A 25,610-nucleotide genomic window follows, 5' to 3' on the forward strand; every position below is an offset into this window, starting at 1 on the left:
TTCAAGAACTAATTTCACTGCAGCAATTTTAAACTGTTTATCATAACTTCTTCTCATAAGTAGACCACCTTTCACTATTTTATCTTAACTTTGTGTCTACTTTATCATACCATGCCCAAACGCTACTACGCTATAAAGTCTAACTTATTGGGGTCACATCACTTCATTAATATGAGGGTTGCCATTTTTTTCAATACACGATGTTATTTAAGGTTGCATTTTGATGGTTTGCGTTGGGAACGCCATCTCTACATGAAGTTGGCTTGCTAAATCCATAATTTTTAAGTTAATAACTTCTTTAAGAGCTGTATAATCTTTTAAACCAGTTTGGAAAGTATAGTACATAATTTCAATGTTTAATGAATAATCGCCGAAATCTTTAAAGTAAACGAGATAAGTATTTTTTTCGATTTCCTCCATTTGCTCTAGAGTTTCTTTGATTTGAGTAATAAAGTTTTCAAGTTGTTCTTTGGAAGTATCATAGGTAACACCTAGTGTAAATTTTGCACGTCTTTTAGGCATAGTGGACCAGTTGAGAATGTTGTCATTAGATAAAGTCGCATTAGGTACGATGACAAGTCCTTGCTCAAAAGTACGAATACGTGTACTTCTAAAACTCACATCTTCTATAATCCCCTCAATAGAACCACATTCAATCCAATCACCGATTGTAAAAGGCCTATCAATCATAAGTACGACGCCACTCATAATATTGGTAAGAGTATCTTTGGCTACAAAAGTGAAGGCAACCCCTCCTAAACCTACACCGGTGAAAATACCCGCAATATTAATATCAAATTGGACAATGATTAAAGCACTGCCAATGATAATAATCATAAGCTTAATAATACGTGAGGTAAAACGAATCAGAAGGCTATGATCCAATAAGGTAAATTTGGAGCCAATATTAACAAGAATTTGTTCATAAATATCTACACAATTATAAGCACCCCATGTAAGAAGTAGGATAAAGCATACTGTATAGCCTAGATTTACAAAGGAGTAAGGAATAAGAGCAAGGTTGATCACGAGATTTTCATTAATAATGAGTTCACTTTGTTTAAAGTGTGGATAGTATACAAAAGGAGAAATTAAAAGTCCCACGTATAATCCTGTTAAAATCCACCAATAATCTAAAGGTTTAGAAAGTGCAGTGGTAAGTTCATCTAAAAAGTTAGGAATTTTATTACTAAAGTGTCCAAAAAACTTTAGTGTAGCCTTACGTAATGTTTTGCTGAGGATAATAAAAAAGATAAAAGTAAAAAGTGCAAGTCCCAGTTGGATATAGAAACGATAGCCGGCTGAAACTTTAAGTAAATCTGATAAGTTCATAAAATATGTCCTTTCTGGGATAATTATATTGATTTTGGATACAACTTATAGAAGTAAGCCTATAATGTGAGGACTAGGATGTAGTCAAAAGATAAGTGAGTATGCTATAATATTTTCTATAATATGCTAAAAAGTATACGTAAACCCATTAGCTACCTTTTAAAATTAAGGAGAATAGAAATGAAAACCTCTAAATATTTAAAAATAGATCAGAATTTACATCATAGCAAATGGCACTATGTACGTATTCGAAAAAATAGAGGTCCCAAAGATCTTTATGTACTTTGTACATGTCCTCATTCTCAAAATCTATTTGAAATTATAACGTGTGATCAGCTGACATGCAAGCATGAAGAAAGTTATGCATTAGGGTTGAGTAAGGATAAAACCTGGCTAATTGACTATGTTGTAGAACTTATTGACGGGATTTATAATACTAAAACCTTAACTTATGAAATGCTTGAAGCCAAATAAAGAGGTGTATAATGACTATATTATGGCTGATACTAAAGATAATATTAATACTGCTAGGCATTCTCATTGGAGTAGCTTTTTGCCTATTGTTAGTACTTCTTTTTGTACCTCTTGAATATAGACTAAGAGCCGAGAAGTATGAGATAATAGCTTACTCTATGCAGTTTAAAATATTTCATCTTATAAGTATTGTATATGATTGTAAAACAAATAATAGTATTAAGATTCGGTTTTGTAGAAGAACTATTAAAGAAATATCTTTTGAAGAAGCTAAAGAGCAGGTAGAAGAAAAATTAGAGAAGACACAAAAAGTTGTTACGAAGGAAACACAGGAAGAAGTAGAAGCTATTACTAAAAATAAAAGAGGACAGCAACAGCCTAAATCCACTCGGGCAACTCATACAGATGAAAGTAAAAAGATTCAAGTGAGTTCTTCTGTGGAAAAATTAGAGAGCAGAACTCAAGGTAAAAGTGAACAGGTTAGAAGGCATGAAGAAAAACACACAGCTTCTAAAAAGCAGAATAAAGCATCAAATCATTCACGTACTGAAATAAACTGGATAGAGACCATTAAATTTATCTGGGAAGATGAAAATCGTGGTCCTTTTATTCGTTTTTGCAAAGCCTTACTCAAAGACTTATGGCATGCTATACGTCCTAAAGGAATAAGTTTTAATCTTATTTTTGGGTTGGATGATCCTGCTGAAACAGGCATGTGGCTTGCAAAACTTATGGCATTATATCCTTTTTATGCACCGTATGGTAATGTTGTAGGAGATTTTGAAAAAGCTACATTTAAAGGTGATATAAAGTTATTTGGTAAAACGAACCTCTATAAATTTATTAAACCTCTTATTATATTTGTGACACATAAAGAAGTAAGAAATTATATTAAATTACTAATGAAAATAGGAAAGGATGAGTAATATGGAATCAAAACTCAACAATAATTTAGAAGTTCTATTAGGTCAGCTTGAAAATTTTATTAATACGAAAACAGTAGTAGGAGAGCCTATACATATAGGTGATACAATCTTAGTCCCTCTTGTAGATGTGAGTTTTGGAGTGGCTGCTGGATCTGCTGCGGCTTCTAAGTTGCAAGAACGTAATAAAGATAAAGAAAAGAATATAGATGGCAATTCAGATAAGGGAGCAGGTGGTTTAGGCGCTAGAATCACACCAAGTGCTATGCTTGTTATTCAAAATGGGACAACACAGCTTATTAGTACAAAAGGTCAAGATAGCTTAAATAAATTAATTGATATGGTACCAGGTCTTATCTCTAATTTACCAGATGTAATTGCTAAGTTTACTCATAAAGAAGAGACAGTAGGAGCAGAAGAAGATTATCATCAGATGAGAAATAAGAACTCATAAAGTTAATAAATGAATAAAAGCACCCTATTATTTAAGGGTGCTTTTATTTTGTGGAGTAAAGTTGTTATACGTTAAATCTGAATAAAATAATATCGCCGTCTTTGACAACGTATTCTTTACCTTCAAGGCGTACAAGACCTTTTTCACGTGCAGCATTGTATGAACCACATGCTACTAGATCATTAAAGTTAACGATTTCAGCACGAATAAATCCGCGTTCAAAGTCAGAGTGAATTTTACCAGCGGCACCAGGTGCTTTTGTGCCTTCTGTAATTGTCCAAGCACGTACTTCTTTAGGTCCTGCAGTTAAGTAACTGATTAAACCAAGAAGTTTGTAGCTTGCTGCGATAAGTAAGTCGAAACCTGTATTATGGATACCTAAGTCTTCTAAGAAAACTGCTTTTTCTTCTTCATCAAGATCAGCAAGTTCTTGCTCGATTTGAGCACAGATAACGAATGTTTCAGAACCTTCTTCGGCTGAGAAAGCTCTTACACGTTTTACGTAGTCATTGTCTTCACCAGATACAAGATCATCTTCAGATACGTTTGCTGCGTAGAGAACTGGTTTAGCACTAATAAGACCAAGTGTTTGGATTAAAGCATCTTGTTCTTCGCTTTCACCAAGAAGCATACGTGCTGGTTTACCAGACTCAAGTGTTTCGTAAATTTTTTCTAAAACAACAACTTCAGCTGCAAGTGCTTTATCATTTTTAGCTGTTTTTTTAGTTTTGGCAATACGACGCTCAAGAACTTCCATATCAGAAAAAATAAGCTCTAAGTTAATTGTTTCGATATCACGAAGTGGATCAACGGTTTTGTCAACGTGAATAATATTGTCATTTTCAAAGCATCTTACAACTTGAACGATAGCATCTACTTCACGAATATGAGATAAGAATTGATTACCAAGCCCTTCTCCTTTACTTGCACCTTTAATAAGACCTGCAATATCTACAAACTCAACAGCAGCAGGTAAGATTTTTTCTGATTGATACATTTCCTTTAAAACGTCTAATCTTTTATCAGGCACAGCAACAACCCCAACGTTTGGTTCAATTGTACAGAATGGGTAGTTTGCAGATTCAGCTCCAGCTTTGGTTAAGGCATTAAATAACGTACTTTTACCTACGTTTGGTAATCCTACAATCCCTAGTTTCATTTATTTCATCCTTTCTATTATGACACATATGTGCGTTACACTAATTTTAAATTATATAGGATATGTAGGATGGTTGCAATGGCGATTATAAGAAAAAAACTGCAAGAATCTGCAGTTTTTGGCGAAATTAATGATTTTTTCCTATTAAATAGCCTAAGCTTATGCTAATTATAAGAGAAAGAATATATACACATAGCCCTAAAAAGGTGAGTTGCTGGAAGCTTGATTGAGTAAGTACGCATTCTTCTTGTTCAAGTTCTTTATTACGTTCTGCAACACGATAATGGCGTTTAGATGTACTCATGTAGATCCCTCCTAATAAAATGAAAATACATTCTTTATATAGTATAGGGTAAAATACGAAAAATATGCAGCTCATCTGTTTACACCACCTGGATTAAGGAATATAATTTAAAATAAAACAAAGGAGGAATTTTATGCCAAACATTTATTTTCCACATTTGAATTTATCTTTCCATATAGAACCTATTGCTTTTGAAATTTTTGGTATTCCTATTTACTGGTATGGTATTATTCTAACTAGTGGTATTCTACTAGGTTTACTTATTGCTATGTATATTGGTAAAAAGGAAGGCATGTCTACAGATGATATCTTCGACTTTTTACTTTATGACATTGTTTTTGCTATCCTTGGTGCTAGAGCCTATTTTGTTGCTTTTAACTGGGATTATTATAGTGAAAATCTTTCACAAATTTTTAATCTAAGGCAAGGTGGTATTGCTATTTATGGTGCTATTATTGCATCGCTCATTGTAGCTATTTTCTATACACGTAGACGTAAAATTAATTTATGGCAGTTTGGAGATGTTGCAGCCTATGGACTTTTAGTAGGGCAAGCTATAGGACGTTATGGCAATTTTGTGAACAAAGAAGCCTTCGGAGATTATACAAATAATCTATTTGCTATGCAAATTGTAAGAGCAGAAGCTTCTACACCTGTTACACAAAATATGTTAGATCATAGTATTATGCGTAATGGTATTGAGTTCATACAGGTACATCCAACTTTCTTTTATGAATCTTGTTGGAACATTGTACTACTTGTCTTACTTCTTATTTATAGGAAGTATAAAAAATATTCAGGAGAGATTTTTTTCCTTTATATAGCTGGATATGGTATAGGGAGATTTTGGATAGAAGGACTTAGAACAGATCAACTTGTTGTACCAGGAATTAATATTGCAGCTTCACAGATTGTAGCAGTATTTTCAATTATTGCTGGAATTATTGGTTTTATATGGTGTCGAAAATCTAATCCAAAGGCTATTAAATTCAAAAAAATGTAAATTTGTGTTGATTTCTTCCAAATATTATACTATAATAAAAATATAGAGAGAAAAGTAGTATATATAGTGGAGGGATTGATATGAATACAACAACCAAGAGGCGTATTGTAGATTTACAAATACGTCTAAATAGTCTTGTAGAAAACAGCAACGACTACACGGATCATATGCGAGAATTATACACTATAAGCACAGAACTAGATGAATTAATTGTACAATATTATAAAGAATATAGCGCTTAAAACTAGTACAGCAATGTACTAGTTTTTTTTCTTTTACTCAATTTTTACTTGAAAAGTCTGCCATAAAGCAATAGAATAGAAGAAAGTGGTTAAAAGTGGTTTGAAGTGGGGTAAAAAGGGGGAGAAGTGGAGCATGTTCATTGGTGAATACCAGCATAGCCTAGATGAAAAAAGCCGGGTTATTGTACCAGCTAAGTATCGTGAGCAACTTGGAGCATGCTTTGTTCTGACAAAGGGTTTAGATGGCTGTTTGTTTATTTACCCACAAGATGAATGGATAAGCTTTGAACAAAAACTTAAAGAGCTACCTTTAACCAATATAAATGCCCGTAAATTTGTACGTTTTTTCTTAGCGGGGGCTGTAGAATGTACACCTGATAAGCAGGGAAGAATTCTTATTCCAAGTCATTTGAAAGTATATTCCAGTATAGAAAAAGACATAGTATTTATAGGGATGGGTAACAGAGTAGAAGTATGGAGCAGCAATAAGTGGGATGCCTATAATGAAGATGCTTTTGATGCAAATGCTTTAGCGGAACAAATGGAATCATTAGGAATATAGAGGTGAATGATTATGGAATTTAAACACGTATCAGTATTATTAGAAGAATGTATAGAAGGTTTAGCCATTAAGCCAGATGGAACTTATGCAGATGGCACATTAGGTGGAGCTGGACATGCAAAGGAAGTATGTAAAAGGCTTTCTAAAAAAGGACACTTTATAGGCATTGATCAAGATACAAATGCACTTAAAGTATCTAAAGAAAGGCTAGCAGAAGTTGCACCTGAAGTAACACTTGTGCATAATAACTTTTCTAATGTAGGAGAAATTTTAAAGGAATATGCAGCAGAAGGTGTAGATGGTATGCTCATTGACCTTGGGGTGTCTTCGCATCAGTTAGATGAACCTTCTAGAGGATTTTCTTATATGCATGATGCACCACTGGATATGCGTATGAATCAGGAAGCAACTTTTTCTGCTTATGATGTAGTCAATGAGTATAGCGAAGAAGAACTTTTTAGGGTAATTAAATCTTATGGGGAAGAAAAGTGGGCAAAACGTATTGCAACTTTTATTGTGGAATCTCGTGCTACAAAGCCTGTTGAAACAACATATGAACTTGTAGAAATTATTAAAAGCGCCATTCCTTATAAAGCAAGAAAAGAAGGTCCACATCCAGCTAAAAGAACTTTCCAGGCTATTCGCATAGAAGTAAATAAGGAACTTGATATTATTAGACCTACTATTTTAGATGCGGTGCCTTATCTTAAAAAAGGTGGAAGACTTTGCATTATTACATTCCATTCTATAGAGGACCGTATTGTTAAACACACATTTAGAGAGTTAGAAGATCCATGTACATGTCCAAAAAATATTCCAGTATGTGTATGTGGGAATAGTCCACAGGTAAAAGTAGTAACAAGAAAACCTATATTACCATCTAAAGAAGAACTAGAATTTAACCCTCGCGCAAGAAGTGCAAAATTAAGAATTATAGAAAAGATATAAAAATAACGTAAATGTTGTTCAGGAGGGAAAGAGATGGCCGACCATTCATACAAAAGATATGATTATCAATACGGCAGTGAAGCACCTAAATATCCATATATGCCATATGGTGTTCCAAATGAAAAGCCTGATTTTACACCACTTAAGAGACCTAAACCAAAGAAACGATCAAAAGAAGATATTATCTTTGGTTTAAAAATGACAACTTGTGGCTTACTTTTATTTGCGGGTGCTTTTTCATTTGTACATGTTACATCTAACTTAGCAATTAAACAAAGAGAATTAAAGCTTATTAATGCAGAAATTAGGGAAACACAAAGTACGATCAATAGCGTCAGGGCAACCATTGCAACCAACCTGAACTTAGAACATATTCAAACTGTCGCTGAAGAAAAACTTAATATGTCAGAACCATTGCCACATCAGGTTGTGTATATTACAACAGCGCAGGAGAGTTATACACGTTATAATGAATAAGAGGTATGGTTATGGCGACGAAAAAGAAGAAAAAAGTCAAATCAATAGAACCTATGAAACGTTTAAACAATCGTATTCAGGTAGTAAAGTTTTTAATGTTCATTTGTATTGTTACCTTAGTGGGACGTATAGGATATTTCAAATTCGTTAAAGGTGAAGAATTTGAAAAAGAAGTACGTACGCGTATGATGAGTACAGAGCGTGAAGTAGAAGCTTTAAGAGGGACGATTGTAGATCGTAATAACAAAACAGTTGCAGCAAGCACCCTTTCTTATCATATTATTCTAGATCCTAAAATTCTTTTAGAAGAGGTAAAGGAAGGGCCTAGACAAAAAACTTATCAGGTTTTAGCTGAGTATTCAGGTAAAACTGTAGAAGAAATTGCAGCTTTAGTAAATAATCATAAAGACTCTCATTATAAAATCTTCATGAAAGATATTAGTGCAGAGGATATGACTAAGCTAAAAGAGCAAAAGATCCAAGGGGTATACTTTGAGGAAAGCTTTATACGGAATTATCCCAAAGGAAGTTTGGCAGCTCAAGCTATTGGGTTTTATAATAAAACAGAGGGGCAGTATGGGGTAGAGCAGGCTTATAACAAGTATTTACTTGGTAAGACAGGCCGTATTTTCTCAAGAATGCAACAATCTAGTATTGTGACTACAGAAGTAGCAGCTGCTCAAAATGGTCATACAGTTGTATTGACGATAGATGAAGTCATTCAACAGTATGTAGAACAGACAATGAACAAATATGTCAAGGAACTAAGTCCACTTAATGCAGCTGCACTTGTTATGAATCCTAAAACTGGTGAAATTTATGCCATGTATTCTTATCCTTATTATGATCCGAATCACTATACAGATTTATCTGAACAAATGGGAAAAGAAAAATGGGATAGTTTAAAGAGTGAGGATCAGGCTCTAGCGCTTAATAGAGCATGGAAAAACTTTAACACACAGAATCCTTATGAACCTGGGTCTACCTTTAAACCGTTATTAGTAGCAGCAGGCCTTGAAGAAGGTTATATTAACCCAGATACACTCTATAATTGTACAGGTTCTAATAAAGTAGGACCAGAGACGATTAAGTGCTGGAAACGAGGTGGACATGGTATACAGACATTAGAACAGGCTTTAGCGAATTCTTGTAACTCTGCTATGATTGAGATCAGTAAAAATATTCCAGATGAAGTTTTCTATGATTACTTTATTAGATTTGGATTCAATGATATTACACAGATTGACTTACCTGGAGAAGCAACAGGTATGATTCATGAACTTAATAAGTTAGGGCCTGTCCAAAAGGCAACAAGTTCAATGGGACAGTCTTTTACTATTACACCTATTCAACTTATTACTGCTTTTTCTTCTTTAATTAATGGAGGAAATCTTATGCAGCCTTACATAGTATCCAGTGTAGTTAACTATCAGAATAACATTATCATGCAAAATACACCTCAGATTAAGAGACAGATCTTCTCAGAAGAAGTGGCTTCACAGGTTTCTGAATATATGGAAGCTGTAGTGAGTTATGGTACAGGTGCACCGGCAGCTGTAGCAGGTTATACAGTGGGAGGGAAAACAGGTACAGCTGAAAAACTTCCACGTGGGCAAGATAAACATATTCTTTCTTTTATGGGGTATGCGCCATTAGAAGACCCACAAGTTATAGCACTTATTCTCTTTGATGAGATTCCAGAAGATACGAAGGCGCAAAGTTTGGCTTTTAAAGAAATTATGGAAAATGTACTTCCTTATTTAGGAATTGAGCCAACAGGAGATAATGACGCCCCTGTTGTTAATATGGCAGTTGTACCAAGTGTTACTGGACTAGATGTAACAGATGGTATAACAAGACTAGAAACAGAACACCTTAACTATGAAGTAATTGGTGTAGGAAATAAAATTGTAAATCAATATCCTACAGCGGGTACTAAACTTCCTTATGAAAATACAGTTAAAATTTATTTAGAGGCAGAAAATCCTGAAAACATTGTACAAGTACCTAATCTTATAGGGTTATCCTTAGAAGATGCTAAAAAAGCCACATCAGGTTTATTTACTTTAGAAGGATATACAGATGAAAAAATTAATCATCAAATCCCTAAAGCAGGTACTAAAATAGAAAAAGGGCATAAAATATTTGTACAAACCGTACAATAATGTGAATAAAGCCTCCCTTTTAAAAATACATTTAGTTAAGACGTATTTTTAAAAGGGAGGTTTTTGTTGTGATAAAAAAACAAGTACCTACAGCAATCAAAAAGCGTATAGTCTTTGTAAGTGCTATGTTTGCAGTGATGACAATAGTCATGATTATACGATTAGGTTATGTTCAGATTGTTATGGGAAGTTTCTTGCAAGGGAAGGCACTTGAACAACATACTAGAGATAGGCTTATATCACCAACTAGAGGAACAATTTATGATCGAAATGGGGAGATTATTGCAAAGAGTGCTTCTGTATCTACTATAGGTGTTGTACATGCTCAGGTAACAGACCCTGCTATGATATCTAAAATCTTAGCAGAAAAGCTAGAAATGAGTTATGAAGATGTCTATAAGAAAGTAACTAAGCGCGTAGCATTTGAACGTATTAAAACTAAAGTAGATAAAGAAGTGGCAGATGAGATTCGTAATATGAACTTGCCAGGCGTAAAAGTAGATGAGGATTCTAAAAGGTATTATCCTTATAACGAGTTGGCAGCTCAGGTTATAGGTTTTGTAGGAAAAGATAATCAAGGTATTGTAGGTCTTGAAGTGCAGTATGATTCCTACTTAAAGGGGACACCAGGTAAGATTTTGATGGAGACTAATGGTAGAGGAGAAAGAAGAACAGAGGAAGCAGAAGTAAGAATAGATCCCCAAAATGGTAGCCATTTGGTGACTACTTTAGATGTGACTTTGCAGCAATATGCACAGCAGGCTATTGATAAGATTGTAGAAGAAAAACAGGCTAGTAGAGGAACGATTATTTTAATGAATCCTCAGAATGGTGAAATCTATGCTATGGCTAATGCACCTACTTTTAATCTAAATGAGCCATTTACTATTAATAATCCAGAACTTGAAGCAGCTTGGTATACTTTTACGAATAAGGAGCAGCAAGACTATTTGAACCAGATGTGGCGTAACTTTACTATTAATGATACTTATGAACCAGGATCTACTTTTAAAGTATTTACTTCTGCTATGGGACTTGAAAGTGGTGTGATTACACCTGAAAGTGAGTTTAATTGTGGAGGATCACGTGTTGTAGCAGGACGTACCATTAAGTGCTGGAGAAGTCCAAGAAGTCACGGACATCAAACTTTTGTGCAAGGCGTTCAAAACTCCTGTAACCCTGTTTTTATGGATGTAGCAGAACGATTAGGGGCTAAACAGTTTTATGATTATATGATTAAATTTAAATTTAACAGCAAAACTGGTATTGACCTTCCAGGTGAAGCAACAGGTATTTTGCATGCAGAAAAAAATATAGGGCCGGTAGAGCTAGCGACTATGTCTTTTGGACAGTCTTTCCAGATTACACCGATTCAACTTTTGACTTCTGCATCGGCTATGATTAATGGGGGGCATGTCATCACACCCCATCTTGGGAAAGAAATTGTAGATGACAACGGGGAAAGTCTACAAGTTTTTGAATACCCTCAAGGTGAACAGCTTATATCTACTAAGACAAGTGAGCAGCTCAAAACAATACTAGAGAGTGTTGTAAGTGAGGGAACAGGTAGTAAAACATACATACCGGGATATCGCATTGGAGGTAAAACTGCAACCTCACAAAAACTTCCTAGAGGTTCCGGAAAATATATTGCTTCTTTTATGGCCTTTGCACCGGCTGAAAATCCACAAGTTATAGGATTAGTACTTATTGATGAACCAAAGGGGACTTATTATGGGGGGGCTGTAGCAGGTCCTGTTATGAAAGAAATTATGTCTAATACACTTCCTTATCTAGGAATTGAGCCTGTTTACACAGAAAAAGAAAAAGAACTTGAAGAGGTACAGACAATTATTGTGCCAGACTTTAATACTTTATCTATTAAAGAGGCAAAAAACTTGGCCCATGAGAATGGTGTAACCGTTGAGATTAAGGGTGAAGGAAACAGTGTAGTCAGACAATTTCCAATAGCTAAAGAGATTATTAATAAAAATAGTAAAATTATCCTCTATACTGAGTAACTTCTCTTTTTTATCCTCTGAAGACGTGATATAATAACTACGATATTTGTTAAATAAGTACTTGGGAGGTTGTTATGAAACTCATAACGTTGCTAAAAGATATAAACTACGACTTGATTTGTGGTGAAATTAATCAAGAGGTAGATTCTATTATATATGACTCGCGTGTGAAAACAGTAAATGGTCTTTTTATTGCCATTAAAGGATTTACAGTAGATGGCCATAAATATATTAAAGCTGCCATAGAAAATGGTGCAAAAACAGTTGTTGTAGAAGACCCAGTTACAATAGAAGAAGAGGGGATTACAGTAATACGCGTAAATAATACACGTATTGTTATGGCGAATCTTGCAACAAACTTCTATAATCATCCTTCTTTAAAACTGGATTTAATAGGGATAACAGGAACAAATGGTAAAACAAGTATTACCTTTTTGTTAGGACAGATTTTAGAAGCGTATAAGCAAAAAATAGGAATTATTGGAACGATTGAAAATCGTATTGGCACAACTATTTTAAAATCTCAGCACACAACACCTGAATCAGCAGATTTACAAAAACTTCTTCATACTATGTGCGAAGAAGAGGTAAGCCATTGTCTTATGGAAGTTTCTTCACATGCATTTGAATTACACCGTGTAGATGGATGTGATTTTAAAATAGGTATTTTCACAAACTTAACACAAGATCATTTAGACTTCCACAAAACAATGGATAATTATGCAAAAGCAAAGGCTAAACTCTTTAAACTCTGCCAAATCGGTATTATCAATCATGATAGCCCTTATGCACATATTATGAAAGAAGATGCTACTTGCAAGGTCATGACTTATGGTATTGATACACCTTCAGATTATAGAGCTTCAGATATTCATATTACAGCTCAAGGTGTAACTTATATGCTTACAACACCAGAAGAAAAGTATCAAGTGGAAGTACCTATTCCGGGCAAGTTTACAGTATACAATACGTTAGCAGTTATTTGTGCAGCTAAACAATTAGGCTTGCCTATGGACCATATCCTTCATGCTTTGAAAAATGTGAAGGGTGTGCCTGGACGTGTACAGTCTTTTATTTCAACAAAAGGTTATAGCGTTTTAGTAGATTATGCACATACACCAGATGGACTTGAAAATGTACTTGAAACAATCAAGCAGTTTGCTAAAGGACGTATTATCACAGTATTTGGTTGTGGTGGTGACAGGGATAATACTAAACGACCAATTATGGGTGAAGTAGCAGCAATGTATTCAGATGAAGTTATTATTACATCAGATAATCCTAGAAGTGAAGATCCTCTTGTTATCTTAGATCAAGTAGAAGTAGGAGTTAAAAGACATGTGGTGGATTATGTGAAGATGGAAGATCGTAAAGAGGCTATTATGCATGCACTTTCCCGTGCAAATAAAGATGATGTAGTACTTATTGCAGGAAAAGGTCATGAGAATTATCAAATTCTTAAAGATCGTATTATCCATTTCGATGATTCGGAGATTGTAAGAGATTTTATACAGGGGGAACAGTAATGAAACTTGTATTACAAGATATTATTGCAGCTATAGGGGGACGATGTTTAAATCCCCCTTCTAGTGGGCATAACTTAATTACATCTATTGAGATAGATTCTAGAAAAGTAGGGCCTAACACTTTATTTGTCCCTCTTATAGGAGAACGTTTTAACGCACATGATTTTATTCCGGATGTAGCAGCAAAAGGGGCACTTGCTACTTTGACAGAAGAAACAACCATTAGAGATGAAAATATTATTCATATTTTTGTAGCAAGTACACAAAAAGCTTTGTTAGATTTAGCAGCTTACTACCGTAGTCTTTTTCAGATTCCAGTTGTTGCAGTAACAGGCAGTGTAGGAAAAACTTCTACAAAAGATATGATTGCAGCAGTTTTAAGTGTTAAGTTTAATGTATTAAAGACACAAGGAAATTTTAATAATGAAATAGGCTTACCACTTACTTTGTTTGGCCTTGATGAAGGGCATGAAGTAACAGTTATTGAAATGGGTATGAATCATTTCAATGAAATTCATAGATTAAGTGTTACAGCAGCTCCGAACATGGGTGTTATTACGAATGTAGGAACATCTCATATTGAGAACTTAGGTAGCCAAGAAGGAATCTTAAAAGCTAAGTTAGAGATTTTAGATGGTCTGCAAAAAGGTGCACCTTTATTTGTTAATGGAGATGATAAGCTGTTAAAAACAGTGACATCTAGCGAACACCCAATCATTACTTATGGTGAATTAGAAACAAATGATTATTATTGTACAAATGTCTATTCTGAAGGGCATATGACATATGCTACAATTATAACACCAAAAGATACTTACCCTATTGCAATTCCTGCATTAGGAATACACATGGTTTATAACAGTCTAGTTGCTATTGCCATTGCAGATCAACTAGGCTTATCAAAACAAGATATTTTAGATGGACTTATGGCATATATACCAAGTAAGATGCGTATGAATATAACACAAACAAAACAAGGACTAACCGTTATGGATGATACCTATAATGCAAGCCCTGACTCTATGAAGGCTGCATTAAAGGTCTTAGCAGACTATAAAGCACCAGGTAGAAAGGTAGCTATACTTGGAGATATGTTTGAAATGGGTGATTTTGCTCCAAGTCTACACGAAGAAGTAGGTAGATACGCAGCTATGCAAAAAATAGATGTATTGTATGCTGTAGGAGATCTTGCAGAGCATATCGCTAAAGGCGCAAAACAATGTGAAGATAAAAATTTAGAGGTAAGTTACTATACAGATAAACAAACTTTTATCACTGATCTTGCACAGATTCTTCATGAAAATGATACAGTTTTGCTCAAAGCATCAAGGGGTATGCAATTTGAAGAAATTGTTAAGGCAATAGGAAAGGTGAATGATAATGAAAAATGAGGCATTTTATGCAGTACTTATTGCATTTTGTTTAAATATTGTAATGAGTCCAATCGTTATTCCATTTTTAAGACGACTTAAATTTGGTCAAAATGTAAGAGATGATGGACCAAGTTCACATCTTAAAAAATCAGGAACCCCTACAATGGGTGGTATTATTATTTTAGCAAGTATGACATTAACAAGCTTAATTTTTATGCCAGGAAATAAGTCTTTGCAGACTATTTTATTTGTTACCTTGGGATTTGGTTTAATTGGATTTTTAGATGATTATATTAAAGTTGTTAAAAAACGTTCATTAGGACTTACACCGATGCAAAAGATTATCGGGCAACTTATTGTGACTTTAATCTTTGCTTACTTACTTTATGCTTATGTGGGTGTAGATACAAGTATTATTCTACCATTTACAGAGGGAAAAGTATTTGATATTGGTTTATTCTATTGGCCATTATTAATCATTGGAGTTATTGCTACAGTAAATGCAGTAAATTTAACAGATGGATTAGATGGGCTAGCATCTAGTGTTACGGTACTTGTTGCAACTTTTTTTGCAGCAGTAGCTTTTATGGGAATGAGTGAAGTTGTACCTATTGCAGCAGCAGCGGTAGGTAGTTTGCTAGGATTTTTACTCTTTAATACGTATCCAGCTAAAGTTTTTATGGGTGATACAGGTTCTTTAGCACTAGGTGGTTTTGTAGTTGCTACAGCATTTGTCATGAAGATGCCACTTTTTATTCCTATTGTGGGTCTGATTTATGTTATTGAAAACTTATCTGTTATTATTCAGGTTGCTTATTTTAAAAGAACGAAAAAACGTATCTTTAAAATGGCACCTATTCATCATCACTTTGAATTAAGTGGCTGGCCAGAAACAAAAGTTGTGACAGTGTTCTCAATTGTTACAGCTATGCTTTGTCTCATTGGTTTAATAGCATTATAGGGGGATATAAAAATGAAGCATAATGAAAACACAGCTATTATTATAGGATGTGCACGAAGTGGTTTAGCAGCAGCTAGACTTGCTACAAAAGATGGCTATCGTGTAAGTGTTTATGATAAAAAAACATATAATCAATTTCACAAGGATGACCAAGAACGTATTGATATTTTACAAGGGGAGGGGGTTCAGTTTATTTTTGAACCTTCTATAAGCCTTGATTCATACGATCTTATTATTGTAAGTCCTGGTGTACCACTTGATTTACCCTTTATAGAAGAAGCTATAAAGAAGGGTAAAAAAGTAATAGGTGAACTTGAGTATGCAGCAACTTTCTGTAAGGCACCTATTGTAGCCATTACAGGAACTAATGGTAAAACAACAACCACATCTTTAGTAGGACAAATTATAAAAGCTTATAATCCTAACACATATGTAGTAGGGAATATTGGAAGAGCTTTTAGTGAAGATGTATTACATATTCCTGAAAGTGGTGTTGTTGTAGCTGAAGTAAGTAGTTTTCAACTAGAAACCATTGAAACTTTCCATCCTAAAGTATCTGCCATTTTAAATATTACGCCAGATCACCTTAATAGACATAAAACAATGGAAAATTACTGTAAAGCTAAATATCAAGTTTTTATAAATCAGTCTGATGCAGATTATGTGATTCTAAACGAACAAGATGAGTATTTTGAAGAAGCGAAAAAGCTTGCATCAGGTCAAGTCATAACTTTCAATAACCAAAAAGCTACCTTACGAGGCGCTTTCTCAGATGGTACGAGCCTTTATGAAAATATAGGGGATAGGCAAGAGCTTGTCTGTGCTATTAAAGATTTAAAAATAGTAGGTGCACATAATATCGAAAATGCATTAGCTGCTATTGCCATCTGCAAGGCATTTGGTGTTCCAGAAGAGGTTATTAAAGAAGAAATCCAAAAGTTTGCTGGTGTTGAGCATCGCTTAGAATTTGTATGCACTAAAAAAGGTGTGGACTATTTCAATGACTCTAAAGCAACCAATGTTGGAGCTGCTATTCCAGGACTTATTTCTATGAATAAACCTATTCACTTAATTGGTGGTGGAATGGACAAAAAGATTTCCTTTACAGAATGGGTGAAATTATTTACTGGAAGAGTTAAGAAGCTTTATGTTATTGGTGAATGTAAGGATCAAATTCTAGAAGAATGTAAAATGCAGCATTTTGATGCTGTAGAAGCTTTTGAGACTTTTGAAGCAGCTATAAAAGCAGCTTATCAAAATGCACAGTCTAATGAATGTGTATTATTATCACCAGCTTGCGCAAGTTGGGATATGTTTGAAAGTTATGAACAAAGAGGTCAGATTTTTAAAGAAATTGTGAATCATTTGGAAGGGTGATGTAAATGGCAACATCAAAAACACTTACTAAAAAGAAAAAAGTTACGTTAAAACACGCCCCAGATTTTTTACTCATCACAATGATTATTTTAATTGTTGGATTTGGAGTTGTAATGGTTTATAGTGCTAGTCACTATCATGGTATGACTAACTTTGGAGACCCTTTTAGATTTGCAAAACGTCAATTATTAGTTGGTATTGCAGGTATTGGCGTGATGTTTTGTGTAACATACTTTTTTAATTACCGTATTTTGGCTAATATTAAGATAGCAGGACTTTTGTACGGTATATCGATTTTACTTGCACTAAGTTTATTTGTATTTGGTAAAAATGTTAATGGAGCTACAAGATGGATTGAAATTGGACCTATTCAATTTCAACCTTCAGAAGTAGTTAAAATAGGTGTTATTATCATGCTTTCTTCGTATATTTTAAAGTATAGGAAGAAGCTTGATAAAATACGCTATTTACTTATCGGTGGACTCATTGTATTAGTACCTACTGTTATTATTGCTGTAGAGAACCTTAGTTCTGCTATTGTTGTAGCTTTTGTAGGTTTACTTATTTTATTTGTGTCTACACCGAAGATATGGTACTACATATTAGGGATAGTTGTAGGGGGAGCAGCTATCATGTGGATTTATTATATTGCAGTAAATAACATAGAACTTGGAGGCTTTTTAGGAGAAATCTTTAAGCCTTATAGATTAGACCGTATTCGTATTTGGCAAGATCCCTGGATTGATCCTGTAGGTGGAGGTTATCAACCTATTCAGTCGCTCTATGCTATAGGTTCAGGAGGACTATTTGGTACAGGTTTAGGATTAGGTGTACAGAAACTAGGATTTTTACCAGAACCTCACAATGATATTATTTTTGCTGTTATTTGTGAAGAATTAGGACTTGTAGGAGCAGCCTTATTACTATTAGCATATGCCGTACTTGTTTTAAGAGGATTCTCCGTTGCAGCGCACGCAGATGATTTCTTTGGAGCTTTAGTAGCTACGGGTATATCGGGAATGATTGCTGTACAGGTGCTTATTAATGTAGCTGTTAATACCAATAGTATTCCAACTACAGGGATGCAGCTTCCTATGGTAAGTTATGGGGGAACGGCTCTGCTAATCTTATTAGGTTCTTTAGGAATATTAGTTAATATATCGCGAACAGCAGCTATAGGAAAACCAAAGGAGTAATACAGATAGGACATTTATAAGAAAGCTTATAAATGTCCTATTTAGTATGTGGCGTTAATGAAAGGAGTAAGATACATGAGAGGAAATGAGAAAATAGTACTCAAAAAGGGATTATATGTCTTAGCAATTATAGGTCTTATATTTGTGATAATTTTATTTTTACCTATTTGGCGTATTGAGCAGATTGATGTAACAAGTACTCATTACTATACAGAAGAGGAAATTTTAAAAGAGGGGGGCATAGTACTGAATATGCACCCTCTAAGTCTCAATAAAAAAATAGCTACTAAACATATTACAGAACTTCCATTTGTAGAAGAAGTACAAATAAATTATGAATTTCCCAATCGTTTGACTGTAAAGGTAGTAGAAAATCAGCTATTAGGATACATACAGTTTCATGATAGCTTTCTATGCATTGATCAAAAGGGGAAAGTGCTTGAACAAAGTAAAAGTAAAAGGTTTGAATTACCTTTATTAGAAGGTATGCAATTTGAATATTTCTCAATTGGCGAAAAAATAGGGATAGGAAATGAGGAAAAAGTAGATACAGTAAAAGAAATGGTTACTATCTTGTCAAAATATGATTTTTTAAAGGAAATAGATGTTATAGACGTCTCAAATCTAGAAGAAATCCACTTGTATGTTGGTAAGTTAAATGTTATAATTGGTAATATCAGAAATTTTGACGAAAAAATAAAATGGTTAATACAGGTAAATAATAATTATTCCATGGGAATATTAGATTTATCGTACATTCAAGACGGACAAGCTGTTTTGACGCCGCTAGATTAGTAATAGATTGTTTGATTAAGAGTGTTTTATATTATACCTTAAATATAGTCATATGCGAATGAATAAAGGGGGAGTAGTCTTGCTCGAATTTTGTATGGAACATGAATGCCAAGGAGCTCAAATTAAAGTAATAGGTGTTGGTGGCGGTGGTAACAACGCCGTAGATAGAATGATTGAAAAAGGCTTAGCAAGTGTCGATTTTATTACAATTAATACAGATCATCAAGCATTATCTCGTTCTCAAGCACCAACAAAAATACAAATTGGTGAAAAAATGACAAGAGGACTTGGTGCAGGTGCAAATCCTGAAATTGGAACAAAATCTGCTGAAGAAAGCCGTGAAGAAATTGTACAAGCTATTAAAGGTACAGATATGTTATTTATCACAGCTGGAATGGGCGGTGGTACTGGGACAGGTGCTGCACCAGTTATTGCAAGTATTGCAAAAGAACAAGGCATTTTAACAGTAGGCGTTGTAACAAAACCTTTTGGTTTTGAAGGAAGAAAACGTATGTTAAATGCTGAAAAAGGTATTGAAGAACTTAAGAAATCAGTAGATACACTTGTTATTATTCCAAATGATAAGATTTTACAAGTTATTGATAAGAAAACAACAATGCTTGAAGCTTTTAGTAAAGCAGATGATGTACTTCAACAAGGTGTACAAGGTATTGCAGACCTTATTTCTAATCCAGGGGTTATTAACCTAGACTTTGCGGATGTACGTACTATTATGAACAACAAAGGTGTTGCACATATGGGTATTGGACGTGCATCAGGTGAAAATCGTGCAGAAGAAGCAATCAAACAAGCAATCAGTAGCCCACTTCTTGATACAACCATTGATGGTGCAAGATGTGTTCTAATTAACATGGCTGGTGGTGAGTCATTAGGGCTTATGGAAGCTAATATGGGTGCTAATCTTATTTGTGAATGTGTTGACCCAGATGCAGAAATTATTTTTGGTACTTCTATTAATGAAGAACTTGGAGATGAAATTGTTATTACAGTTATTGCAACGGATTTCCATAATAAAGAGATTATTCCTCAACGTTTTGAACAGCCTAAACAAGTGGTAGCAGAAACGGCTCCTCAAGCAATGAAACATGAAGAAGTTTCAATAAAAAAAGAAGAAGTACATAAAGCGCCTGAGGTACAAGTAGAAATTCCACATTTTTTAAGACGTTCTAGATAACATAAAAAAAGATACGATAATTGTCGTATCTTTTTTTTTATATTTTCTTCAGTTTTACAAAATTTGTATAGAAGATGCTATAAAATATTTTTGTAGCCAAGAGGGGGGGAGGTATGGTGCAAGTCCTATATATAGATGTTTTATTTATACTCAATTTGATTATGGATTTTTATATTTTTGTCATTGCTGCTATTATATTTAATCATTCTATAAAAAAAAGCAATCTTATCATAGGTAGTATCTTAGCTGCAGGACTGTATTGCCTAGGGTTTATTGTGCCAGTATTACGTAATCTACCTCTTTATTTATATTATTTTTTCATACCTATTATGCCTATCCTTATGATTTTTAAACCGAACACCTTAAAAATGTTTATAAAAGTATTTCTGATCAGCCATTTTGCAGCATTTTTAATAGGAGGAGCTGTATTTAACAGTTACTATATATGTTTAGCGCTAGGGATAGTTCATTCACTTTCTATGATAATCCCTATTTTAATAGGAGGGATGATCTGTTTAATTATTTATTTAAGTTCTAATTTTATAAGAAAGCGTTTTATCATGCCTCATTTTGAATATGATCTGAGTTTATGTAAGGATGGAGAACATATCCAGCTTAAAGGTTTTTTAGATTCGGGCAATTGTCTTTACACGCTTTCTTCTCATAAACCAGTAAGTGTCGTACCTTATGAGGACGTGAAACCCTTATTGTCAGAAGGTGAAAAAGGCGTTATGAGTGAGTGTTTTAAATATGGCATACAAGAGTCATTAAATAAAGTACATCAGGAAATGGCCAAGATTTATCTTATTCCTTATGAAAGTATAGGATGTAAGGAAGGTATTCTACTTGGTATAGTCGTAGATCATATGACCATAAGCAAGGGGGCCTACTGCCAAGTTTTTGATGAATGTGTAATAGGTGTTGTACAAAATCAAGTTTTTAATAGACAAAATTATAGTGCACTTATTCATCCAGATTATTTGTTAAGACCATAAGGAGGATGTGAAATGAAGTTAAGAGGTTATGTAGCATATTGTATTGCGTGGATTAAGAAGATGGCAGGGCGTTATTTATTAAGATATAAACAACCTGTTCACTATATTGGTGGAAGTGAAGTATTACCACCACCACTTACAAAACAAGAAGAAGAGTCTTTGGTAACTTGTATCAGTAAATATAAAGATGATAGACAAACTTTAGAACGTGTCAAAAATGTTCTTATAGAACGTAATTTAAGACTTGTAGTATATATTGCACGTAAGTTTGAAAATACAGGGATAGGTATGGAAGATTTGATTTCTATTGGTACGATTGGATTAATTAAAGCTATCAATACTTTTAATCCCGAAAAAAAAATTAAGCTTGCAACTTATGCATCAAGATGTATTGAAAATGAAATTTTAATGTATTTAAGACGTACGAATAAGCTTAAAATTGAAATTTCTATAGATGAGCCACTCAATGTAGACTGGGATGGTAATGAACTACTTCTTTCAGATATTTTAGGAACAGAATCGGATATTATTTATCGGAATATTGAGGATGAAGTGGATAAGACTTTACTTAAGCAGGCACTTGAAAAGTTATCTGAAAGAGAACGTGAAATTGTAGAATTAAGATTTGGGTTTAATACACAAGGTAAAGAAAAAACACAAAAAGAAGTAGCAGATTTATTAGGGATTTCTCAATCTTATATTTCTAGATTAGAAAAGAAGATTATATTGAGACTAAAAAAGGAAATTACTAGAATGAGTTAAGGCTGTGCATAAAATAACTAAGGATGGAGATGCTTATTTATATGCTTATGTAATACTTAATGGTATGACTAGGAGGAATCTGCATGGCAATAAATAAAGTAGAAATTTGTGGGGTAAACACTGCAAAACTACCCATTCTTTCAAATGAAAAAAAAGAAATCTTATTTAAGCTAATAGAACAGGGAGATTTACATGCTAGGGAAGAATATATATATGGTAATTTAAGACTTGTTCTCAGTGTTATTCAAAGGTTTAATAATAGGGGGGAGCATGTAGATGACCTATTCCAAGTAGGTTGTATAGGACTTATTAAGGCTATTGATAATTTTGATGTCACCCAAAATGTCAAGTTTTCCACTTATGCAGTCCCTATGATTATTGGAGAAATTAGACGTTACTTAAGAGACAATAATTCTATACGTGTAAGTAGATCGTTAAGGGATACTGCGTATAAAGCCTTACAAGCCAAGGAAAAGCTTACAAGACAAAATGCAAAGGAGCCTAATATACAGGAGATTGCAGCAGAGCTGGGCTTGCCTAAAGAAGATGTTGTTTTTGCATTAGATGCTATTCAAGATCCTATCTCTTTATTTGAACCTGTTTATCATGATGAAAGTGATGCGCTTTATATTATGGATCAAGTAAGTGATGAGAAGAGTCAAGATGATATATGGTTAGAAAATATTTCACTTAAAGAAGCAATGAAGAGACTAAATAGTAGAGAAAAACATATTTTAACATTACGATTTTTTGCAGGCAAAACACAAATGGAAGTAGCTGATGAGATTGGAATTTCTCAAGCTCAAGTTTCCAGATTAGAAAAGACTGCACTTAAGCATATGAAAAAATATATTTAATTTTTATATAAAATAAGGGGGATTAGCGAATGCGTATAGGTGATATGAAACACAAAGAAATTATTAATACGCTAGATGGAGCAAGACTTGGTTACATCTGTGATGTAGAAATTGATTGGACAACAGGACAAGTTAAAAAATTAGTTGTACCTGGTCCTGGAAAGGTAATGGGGCTCTTTGGTAGAGAAACAGAGTATCTTATTCCTTGGGAGAACATAAAAAAAATAGGAGAAGATATTATTTTAGTAGAATTAAAAGATGGTATGTCTATGAAGATAGATGAATATTGACTTCCGGTATATACATATGTTATGTTAAAGTATAATACATGTGTAGGAGGATAACAAATGAAGTGTCCTTTTTGTGGATATGCCATGTCTAAAGTACTGAACTCTAGGCCAACAGAGGACAATAAGTCCATTAGAAGACGTAGACAATGTGAAAGATGTGAACGTAGGTTTACAACTTATGAAAAGATAGAGTGTATGCCTATTATGGTAATTAAAACTAATCAAACACGCGAACCTTTTGACAGAGATAAGCTCTTAAAAGGTATTTTACGTTCATGTAATAAACGTCCTATTCATTTAGAACAGTTAGAGGCTATTGTAGGAGAAATTGAAAATCAAATTTATGCCTATGAACGTAAAGAAATTACATCTGCTGAAATTGGTGAGATTGCTATGGCTTACTTAAAACAACTTGACGAAGTGGCTTATATCCGTTTTGCGTCTGTGTATAAGAAATTTAATGATATTGATGAATTTATTGTAGAATTAGAGAATATTAAAAAACGTAAAAAATAGTCCTTATTAAAAGGACTATTTTTTACGCCCAAAATTTACGGTCAAGTAAACGATAGCTTAGAGCTTCACTCATACATTCTTCATCGATTATATCCTTATCATCTAAGTCTGCAATAGTACGTGCAAGTTTTAGAATGCTTGTATAACTTCTAGCACTCGAACCTATTGTATTAAACCAATGATCAAGTAAATCTTCTGCTTCATGGGTAAGTATACAATAAGTCTTTAGGAATTTAGTAGGTATTTCACTATTAGTATTTAGGCCTATGGAATGGAAACGAGAAGCTTGAATTTGTCTAGCTGTTTGGACTTTATCTTTCATTTCCTGTGTGGATAGACAAGTACCTTTATGAAGATGATGGAAGGATACAGGCTGCATTTCTAATTGTAAATCTAATCGATCAAGAAGAGGACCAGAAAGTTTATTTAAATAACGTCTTATACTAGGGAGGTCACAGTGACATTTATGAGTATCAGGATAATAGCCACAGGGGCAAGGATTAGTAGCTGCAATGAACAGAAATTGTGCTGGAAAGGTAACCTGATTATTAATCCTAGAAATAGTAATTTGCCCTTCTTCTAATGGTTGTCTCATAGTTTCTAAAACCTGACGATTAAATTCTAGTAGTTCATCTAAAAAGAGCACACCTTGATGTGCCAAGCTGATTTCACCAGGCTTAGGATGTATGCCTCCGCCAGTTAGTCCTTGTATAGTAGTTGTATGATGAGGCGCTCTAAAAGGTCTGTATTTAATAGGGAGTGATACAGAGATTTGTTTGGCTAGACTATAAATTTTGGTAAGTTCAACTTGTGCCTGGGGGGGGAGGGAAGGTAAAATACCAGGAAGACGTTTGGCAACCATAGTTTTACCACACCCTGGAGGACCAATAAGTAAGGTATGATGATGCCCAGCAGCGGCAATCATAAGTCCGCGTTTAATATGTTCTTGTCCTTTTACATCTTCAAAATCAGGATAGTTTATAGCAGAAGGTATTTCTTGAATTTCGGGTTGGAGAGGAAGCTCATTATTAATAAGGTAATGTATAACTTCAGTTAGCGTATGAAAGTACAAAAGAGCCTGGTGAGGTGCTTTAGATAGTTCTAGAGCATTAGTGTCTGGAAGAATATATGAAACACTTGAGGTAGGTGGACTATAGACAATAGGCAGTATACCATTGACATGTCGCAATGTGCCATCTAGAGCTAGTTCACCTAGAAAAATTTTATCCTGGAAAGCATCTGAGGGAATAATCCCCATACAGCCTAGCAAACCTAAAGCGATAGGAAGGTCATAAAGACTTCCTTCCTTTTTAATATCTGCAGGGGCCAGATTAACAGTGATACGTTTTACTGGAAAAGTAAATCCACTATTTTTTATAGCACTTTTAACACGTTCTTTAGATTCACGTACACTATTATCAGGTAAACCTACTATTTCAAAGGAAGGAAGGCCATCACATACATCTACTTCTACATGAACTTCAATTGATTTAAAACCATTTAGACATGAACTGATTAATTTACAAAACATACGGGTATCCTTTCAAAAAAATCATTAGTTAAAGCTTAACCAAGAATTAATTTTTTAAACATAATAACTAATTTGATTATTTAGAGAGGAAGGGCTTTGATATGCACAAATTTTATTGTCTTTGGTTCCATGTACTGAATTTACCTGAGGTTTTTAAATATACTCTATGGAA

The 25,610-nt window shown here is 34.0% G+C and carries 26 protein-coding genes; 22 read left to right on the plus strand and 4 right to left on the minus strand.

Features of this window, described 5'->3' with window-relative positions; genetic code table 11:
- Window positions 1–207: 207 nt before the first annotated feature.
- On the minus strand, window positions 208–1,332 hold the full coding sequence (locus H8718_RS12230; protein ID WP_177669815.1) for a mechanosensitive ion channel family protein: 1,125 nt from the start codon (window positions 1,330–1,332) through the stop codon (window positions 208–210).
- A 180-nt stretch (window positions 1,333–1,512) separates the two neighbouring features.
- On the opposite strand from H8718_RS12230, the gene H8718_RS12235 reads away from it, so the two are divergent.
- Genes H8718_RS12235 through H8718_RS12245 form a run of 3 tightly spaced genes read left to right on the plus strand, consistent with a single transcriptional unit; the run spans window position 1,513 to window position 3,183 of the window.
- Window positions 1,513–1,806, plus strand: coding sequence for a hypothetical protein (locus H8718_RS12235; protein WP_249333139.1), 294 nt, complete (start codon window positions 1,513–1,515; stop codon window positions 1,804–1,806).
- Window positions 1,807–1,817: 11 nt separating this feature from the next.
- Entirely contained in the window at window positions 1,818–2,732 is a 915-nt protein-coding gene (locus tag H8718_RS12240) for a hypothetical protein (RefSeq protein ID WP_249333140.1), read from the plus strand.
- 1 nt (window position 2,733) lies between these two features.
- On the plus strand, window positions 2,734–3,183 hold the full coding sequence (locus H8718_RS12245; RefSeq protein WP_249333141.1) for a GerW family sporulation protein: 450 nt from the start codon (window positions 2,734–2,736) through the stop codon (window positions 3,181–3,183).
- 64 nt (window positions 3,184–3,247) lie between these two features.
- Here the strand turns inward: H8718_RS12245 and ychF are convergent, their stop codons facing one another.
- Window positions 3,248–4,342: a redox-regulated ATPase YchF gene (gene ychF, locus H8718_RS12250; protein ID WP_177669823.1), complete on the minus strand. Its 1,095-nt coding sequence runs from the start codon at window positions 4,340–4,342 to the stop codon at window positions 3,248–3,250.
- Between the two features lie 127 nt (window positions 4,343–4,469).
- Window positions 4,470–4,646: a hypothetical protein gene (locus H8718_RS12255; RefSeq protein ID WP_249333142.1), complete on the minus strand. Its 177-nt coding sequence runs from the start codon at window positions 4,644–4,646 to the stop codon at window positions 4,470–4,472.
- 133 nt (window positions 4,647–4,779) lie between these two features.
- Between H8718_RS12255 and lgt the strand changes: the two genes are divergently transcribed.
- The 19 genes from lgt to nrdR all read left to right on the plus strand — a co-directional run bounded on the left by lgt (window position 4,780) and on the right by nrdR (window position 23,907).
- A complete protein-coding gene (lgt, locus tag H8718_RS12260; protein ID WP_177669827.1) occupies window positions 4,780–5,649 on the plus strand; it encodes a prolipoprotein diacylglyceryl transferase in 870 nt (289 codons plus the stop codon).
- Window positions 5,650–5,729: 80 nt separating this feature from the next.
- A complete protein-coding gene (locus H8718_RS12265; RefSeq protein ID WP_177669829.1) occupies window positions 5,730–5,891 on the plus strand; it encodes an aspartyl-phosphate phosphatase Spo0E family protein in 162 nt (53 codons plus the stop codon).
- Window positions 5,892–6,024: 133 nt separating this feature from the next.
- Window positions 6,025–6,453: a division/cell wall cluster transcriptional repressor MraZ gene (gene mraZ / locus H8718_RS12270; RefSeq protein ID WP_177669831.1), complete on the plus strand. Its 429-nt coding sequence runs from the start codon at window positions 6,025–6,027 to the stop codon at window positions 6,451–6,453.
- 12 nt (window positions 6,454–6,465) lie between these two features.
- Complete coding sequence (gene rsmH, locus H8718_RS12275; RefSeq protein WP_249333143.1) at window positions 6,466–7,401, plus strand: 16S rRNA (cytosine(1402)-N(4))-methyltransferase RsmH; 936 nt, start codon at window positions 6,466–6,468, stop codon at window positions 7,399–7,401.
- Between the two features lie 33 nt (window positions 7,402–7,434).
- Window positions 7,435–7,878, plus strand: coding sequence for an FtsB/FtsL family cell division protein (locus H8718_RS12280; protein WP_177669835.1), 444 nt, complete (start codon window positions 7,435–7,437; stop codon window positions 7,876–7,878).
- A gap of 11 nt (window positions 7,879–7,889) precedes the next feature.
- A complete protein-coding gene (locus H8718_RS12285; protein ID WP_249333144.1) occupies window positions 7,890–10,043 on the plus strand; it encodes a penicillin-binding transpeptidase domain-containing protein in 2,154 nt (717 codons plus the stop codon).
- 125 nt (window positions 10,044–10,168) lie between these two features.
- Window positions 10,169–12,064, plus strand: a complete 1,896-nt coding sequence (locus H8718_RS12290; protein ID WP_249333182.1) for a penicillin-binding transpeptidase domain-containing protein — start codon at window positions 10,169–10,171, stop codon at window positions 12,062–12,064.
- A 74-nt stretch (window positions 12,065–12,138) separates the two neighbouring features.
- Entirely contained in the window at window positions 12,139–13,590 is a 1,452-nt protein-coding gene (locus H8718_RS12295; protein ID WP_249333145.1) for a UDP-N-acetylmuramoyl-L-alanyl-D-glutamate--2,6-diaminopimelate ligase, read from the plus strand.
- On the plus strand, window positions 13,590–14,981 hold the full coding sequence (locus H8718_RS12300) for a UDP-N-acetylmuramoyl-tripeptide--D-alanyl-D-alanine ligase (RefSeq protein ID WP_249333146.1): 1,392 nt from the start codon (window positions 13,590–13,592) through the stop codon (window positions 14,979–14,981). Before H8718_RS12295 ends, H8718_RS12300 begins: the two co-directional genes overlap by 1 nt.
- Entirely contained in the window at window positions 14,971–15,924 is a 954-nt protein-coding gene (gene mraY, locus H8718_RS12305) for a phospho-N-acetylmuramoyl-pentapeptide-transferase (RefSeq protein WP_249333147.1), read from the plus strand. Before H8718_RS12300 ends, mraY begins: the two co-directional genes overlap by 11 nt.
- Before the next feature lie 12 nt (window positions 15,925–15,936).
- Entirely contained in the window at window positions 15,937–17,301 is a 1,365-nt protein-coding gene (gene murD / locus H8718_RS12310; RefSeq protein WP_249333148.1) for a UDP-N-acetylmuramoyl-L-alanine--D-glutamate ligase, read from the plus strand.
- A 5-nt stretch (window positions 17,302–17,306) separates the two neighbouring features.
- Entirely contained in the window at window positions 17,307–18,497 is a 1,191-nt protein-coding gene (locus H8718_RS12315) for an FtsW/RodA/SpoVE family cell cycle protein (RefSeq protein ID WP_177669846.1), read from the plus strand.
- A gap of 75 nt (window positions 18,498–18,572) precedes the next feature.
- The gene (locus tag H8718_RS12320; RefSeq protein ID WP_249333149.1) at window positions 18,573–19,292 is read left to right on the plus strand and encodes a cell division protein FtsQ/DivIB; all 720 of its coding nucleotides are present in this window, start codon (window positions 18,573–18,575) and stop codon (window positions 19,290–19,292) included.
- Window positions 19,293–19,371: 79 nt separating this feature from the next.
- A complete protein-coding gene (gene ftsZ / locus H8718_RS12325) occupies window positions 19,372–20,487 on the plus strand; it encodes a cell division protein FtsZ (protein WP_177669850.1) in 1,116 nt (371 codons plus the stop codon).
- 113 nt (window positions 20,488–20,600) lie between these two features.
- A complete protein-coding gene (locus H8718_RS12330; protein WP_177669851.1) occupies window positions 20,601–21,482 on the plus strand; it encodes a sigma-E processing peptidase SpoIIGA in 882 nt (293 codons plus the stop codon).
- Between the two features lie 12 nt (window positions 21,483–21,494).
- A complete protein-coding gene (sigE, locus tag H8718_RS12335; protein ID WP_177669853.1) occupies window positions 21,495–22,244 on the plus strand; it encodes an RNA polymerase sporulation sigma factor SigE in 750 nt (249 codons plus the stop codon).
- A gap of 83 nt (window positions 22,245–22,327) precedes the next feature.
- Window positions 22,328–23,101 (plus strand): RNA polymerase sporulation sigma factor SigG, encoded by a 774-nt coding sequence (sigG, locus tag H8718_RS12340; RefSeq protein ID WP_177669855.1) that lies wholly within the window; start codon window positions 22,328–22,330, stop codon window positions 23,099–23,101.
- A gap of 29 nt (window positions 23,102–23,130) precedes the next feature.
- Window positions 23,131–23,391 (plus strand): YlmC/YmxH family sporulation protein, encoded by a 261-nt coding sequence (locus H8718_RS12345; protein WP_177669857.1) that lies wholly within the window; start codon window positions 23,131–23,133, stop codon window positions 23,389–23,391.
- A 57-nt stretch (window positions 23,392–23,448) separates the two neighbouring features.
- On the plus strand, window positions 23,449–23,907 hold the full coding sequence (nrdR, locus tag H8718_RS12350; protein ID WP_249333150.1) for a transcriptional regulator NrdR: 459 nt from the start codon (window positions 23,449–23,451) through the stop codon (window positions 23,905–23,907).
- 22 nt (window positions 23,908–23,929) lie between these two features.
- Here the strand turns inward: nrdR and H8718_RS12355 are convergent, their stop codons facing one another.
- Window positions 23,930–25,438, minus strand: coding sequence for a YifB family Mg chelatase-like AAA ATPase (locus H8718_RS12355; RefSeq protein WP_249333151.1), 1,509 nt, complete (start codon window positions 25,436–25,438; stop codon window positions 23,930–23,932).
- Window positions 25,439–25,610 lie beyond the last annotated feature (172 nt).

Origin of the sequence: Zhenhengia yiwuensis (assembly GCF_014384995.1) — a bacterium.
In the GTDB taxonomy this organism is placed as follows: Bacteria; Bacillota; Clostridia; order Lachnospirales; family Cellulosilyticaceae; genus Zhenhengia; species Zhenhengia yiwuensis.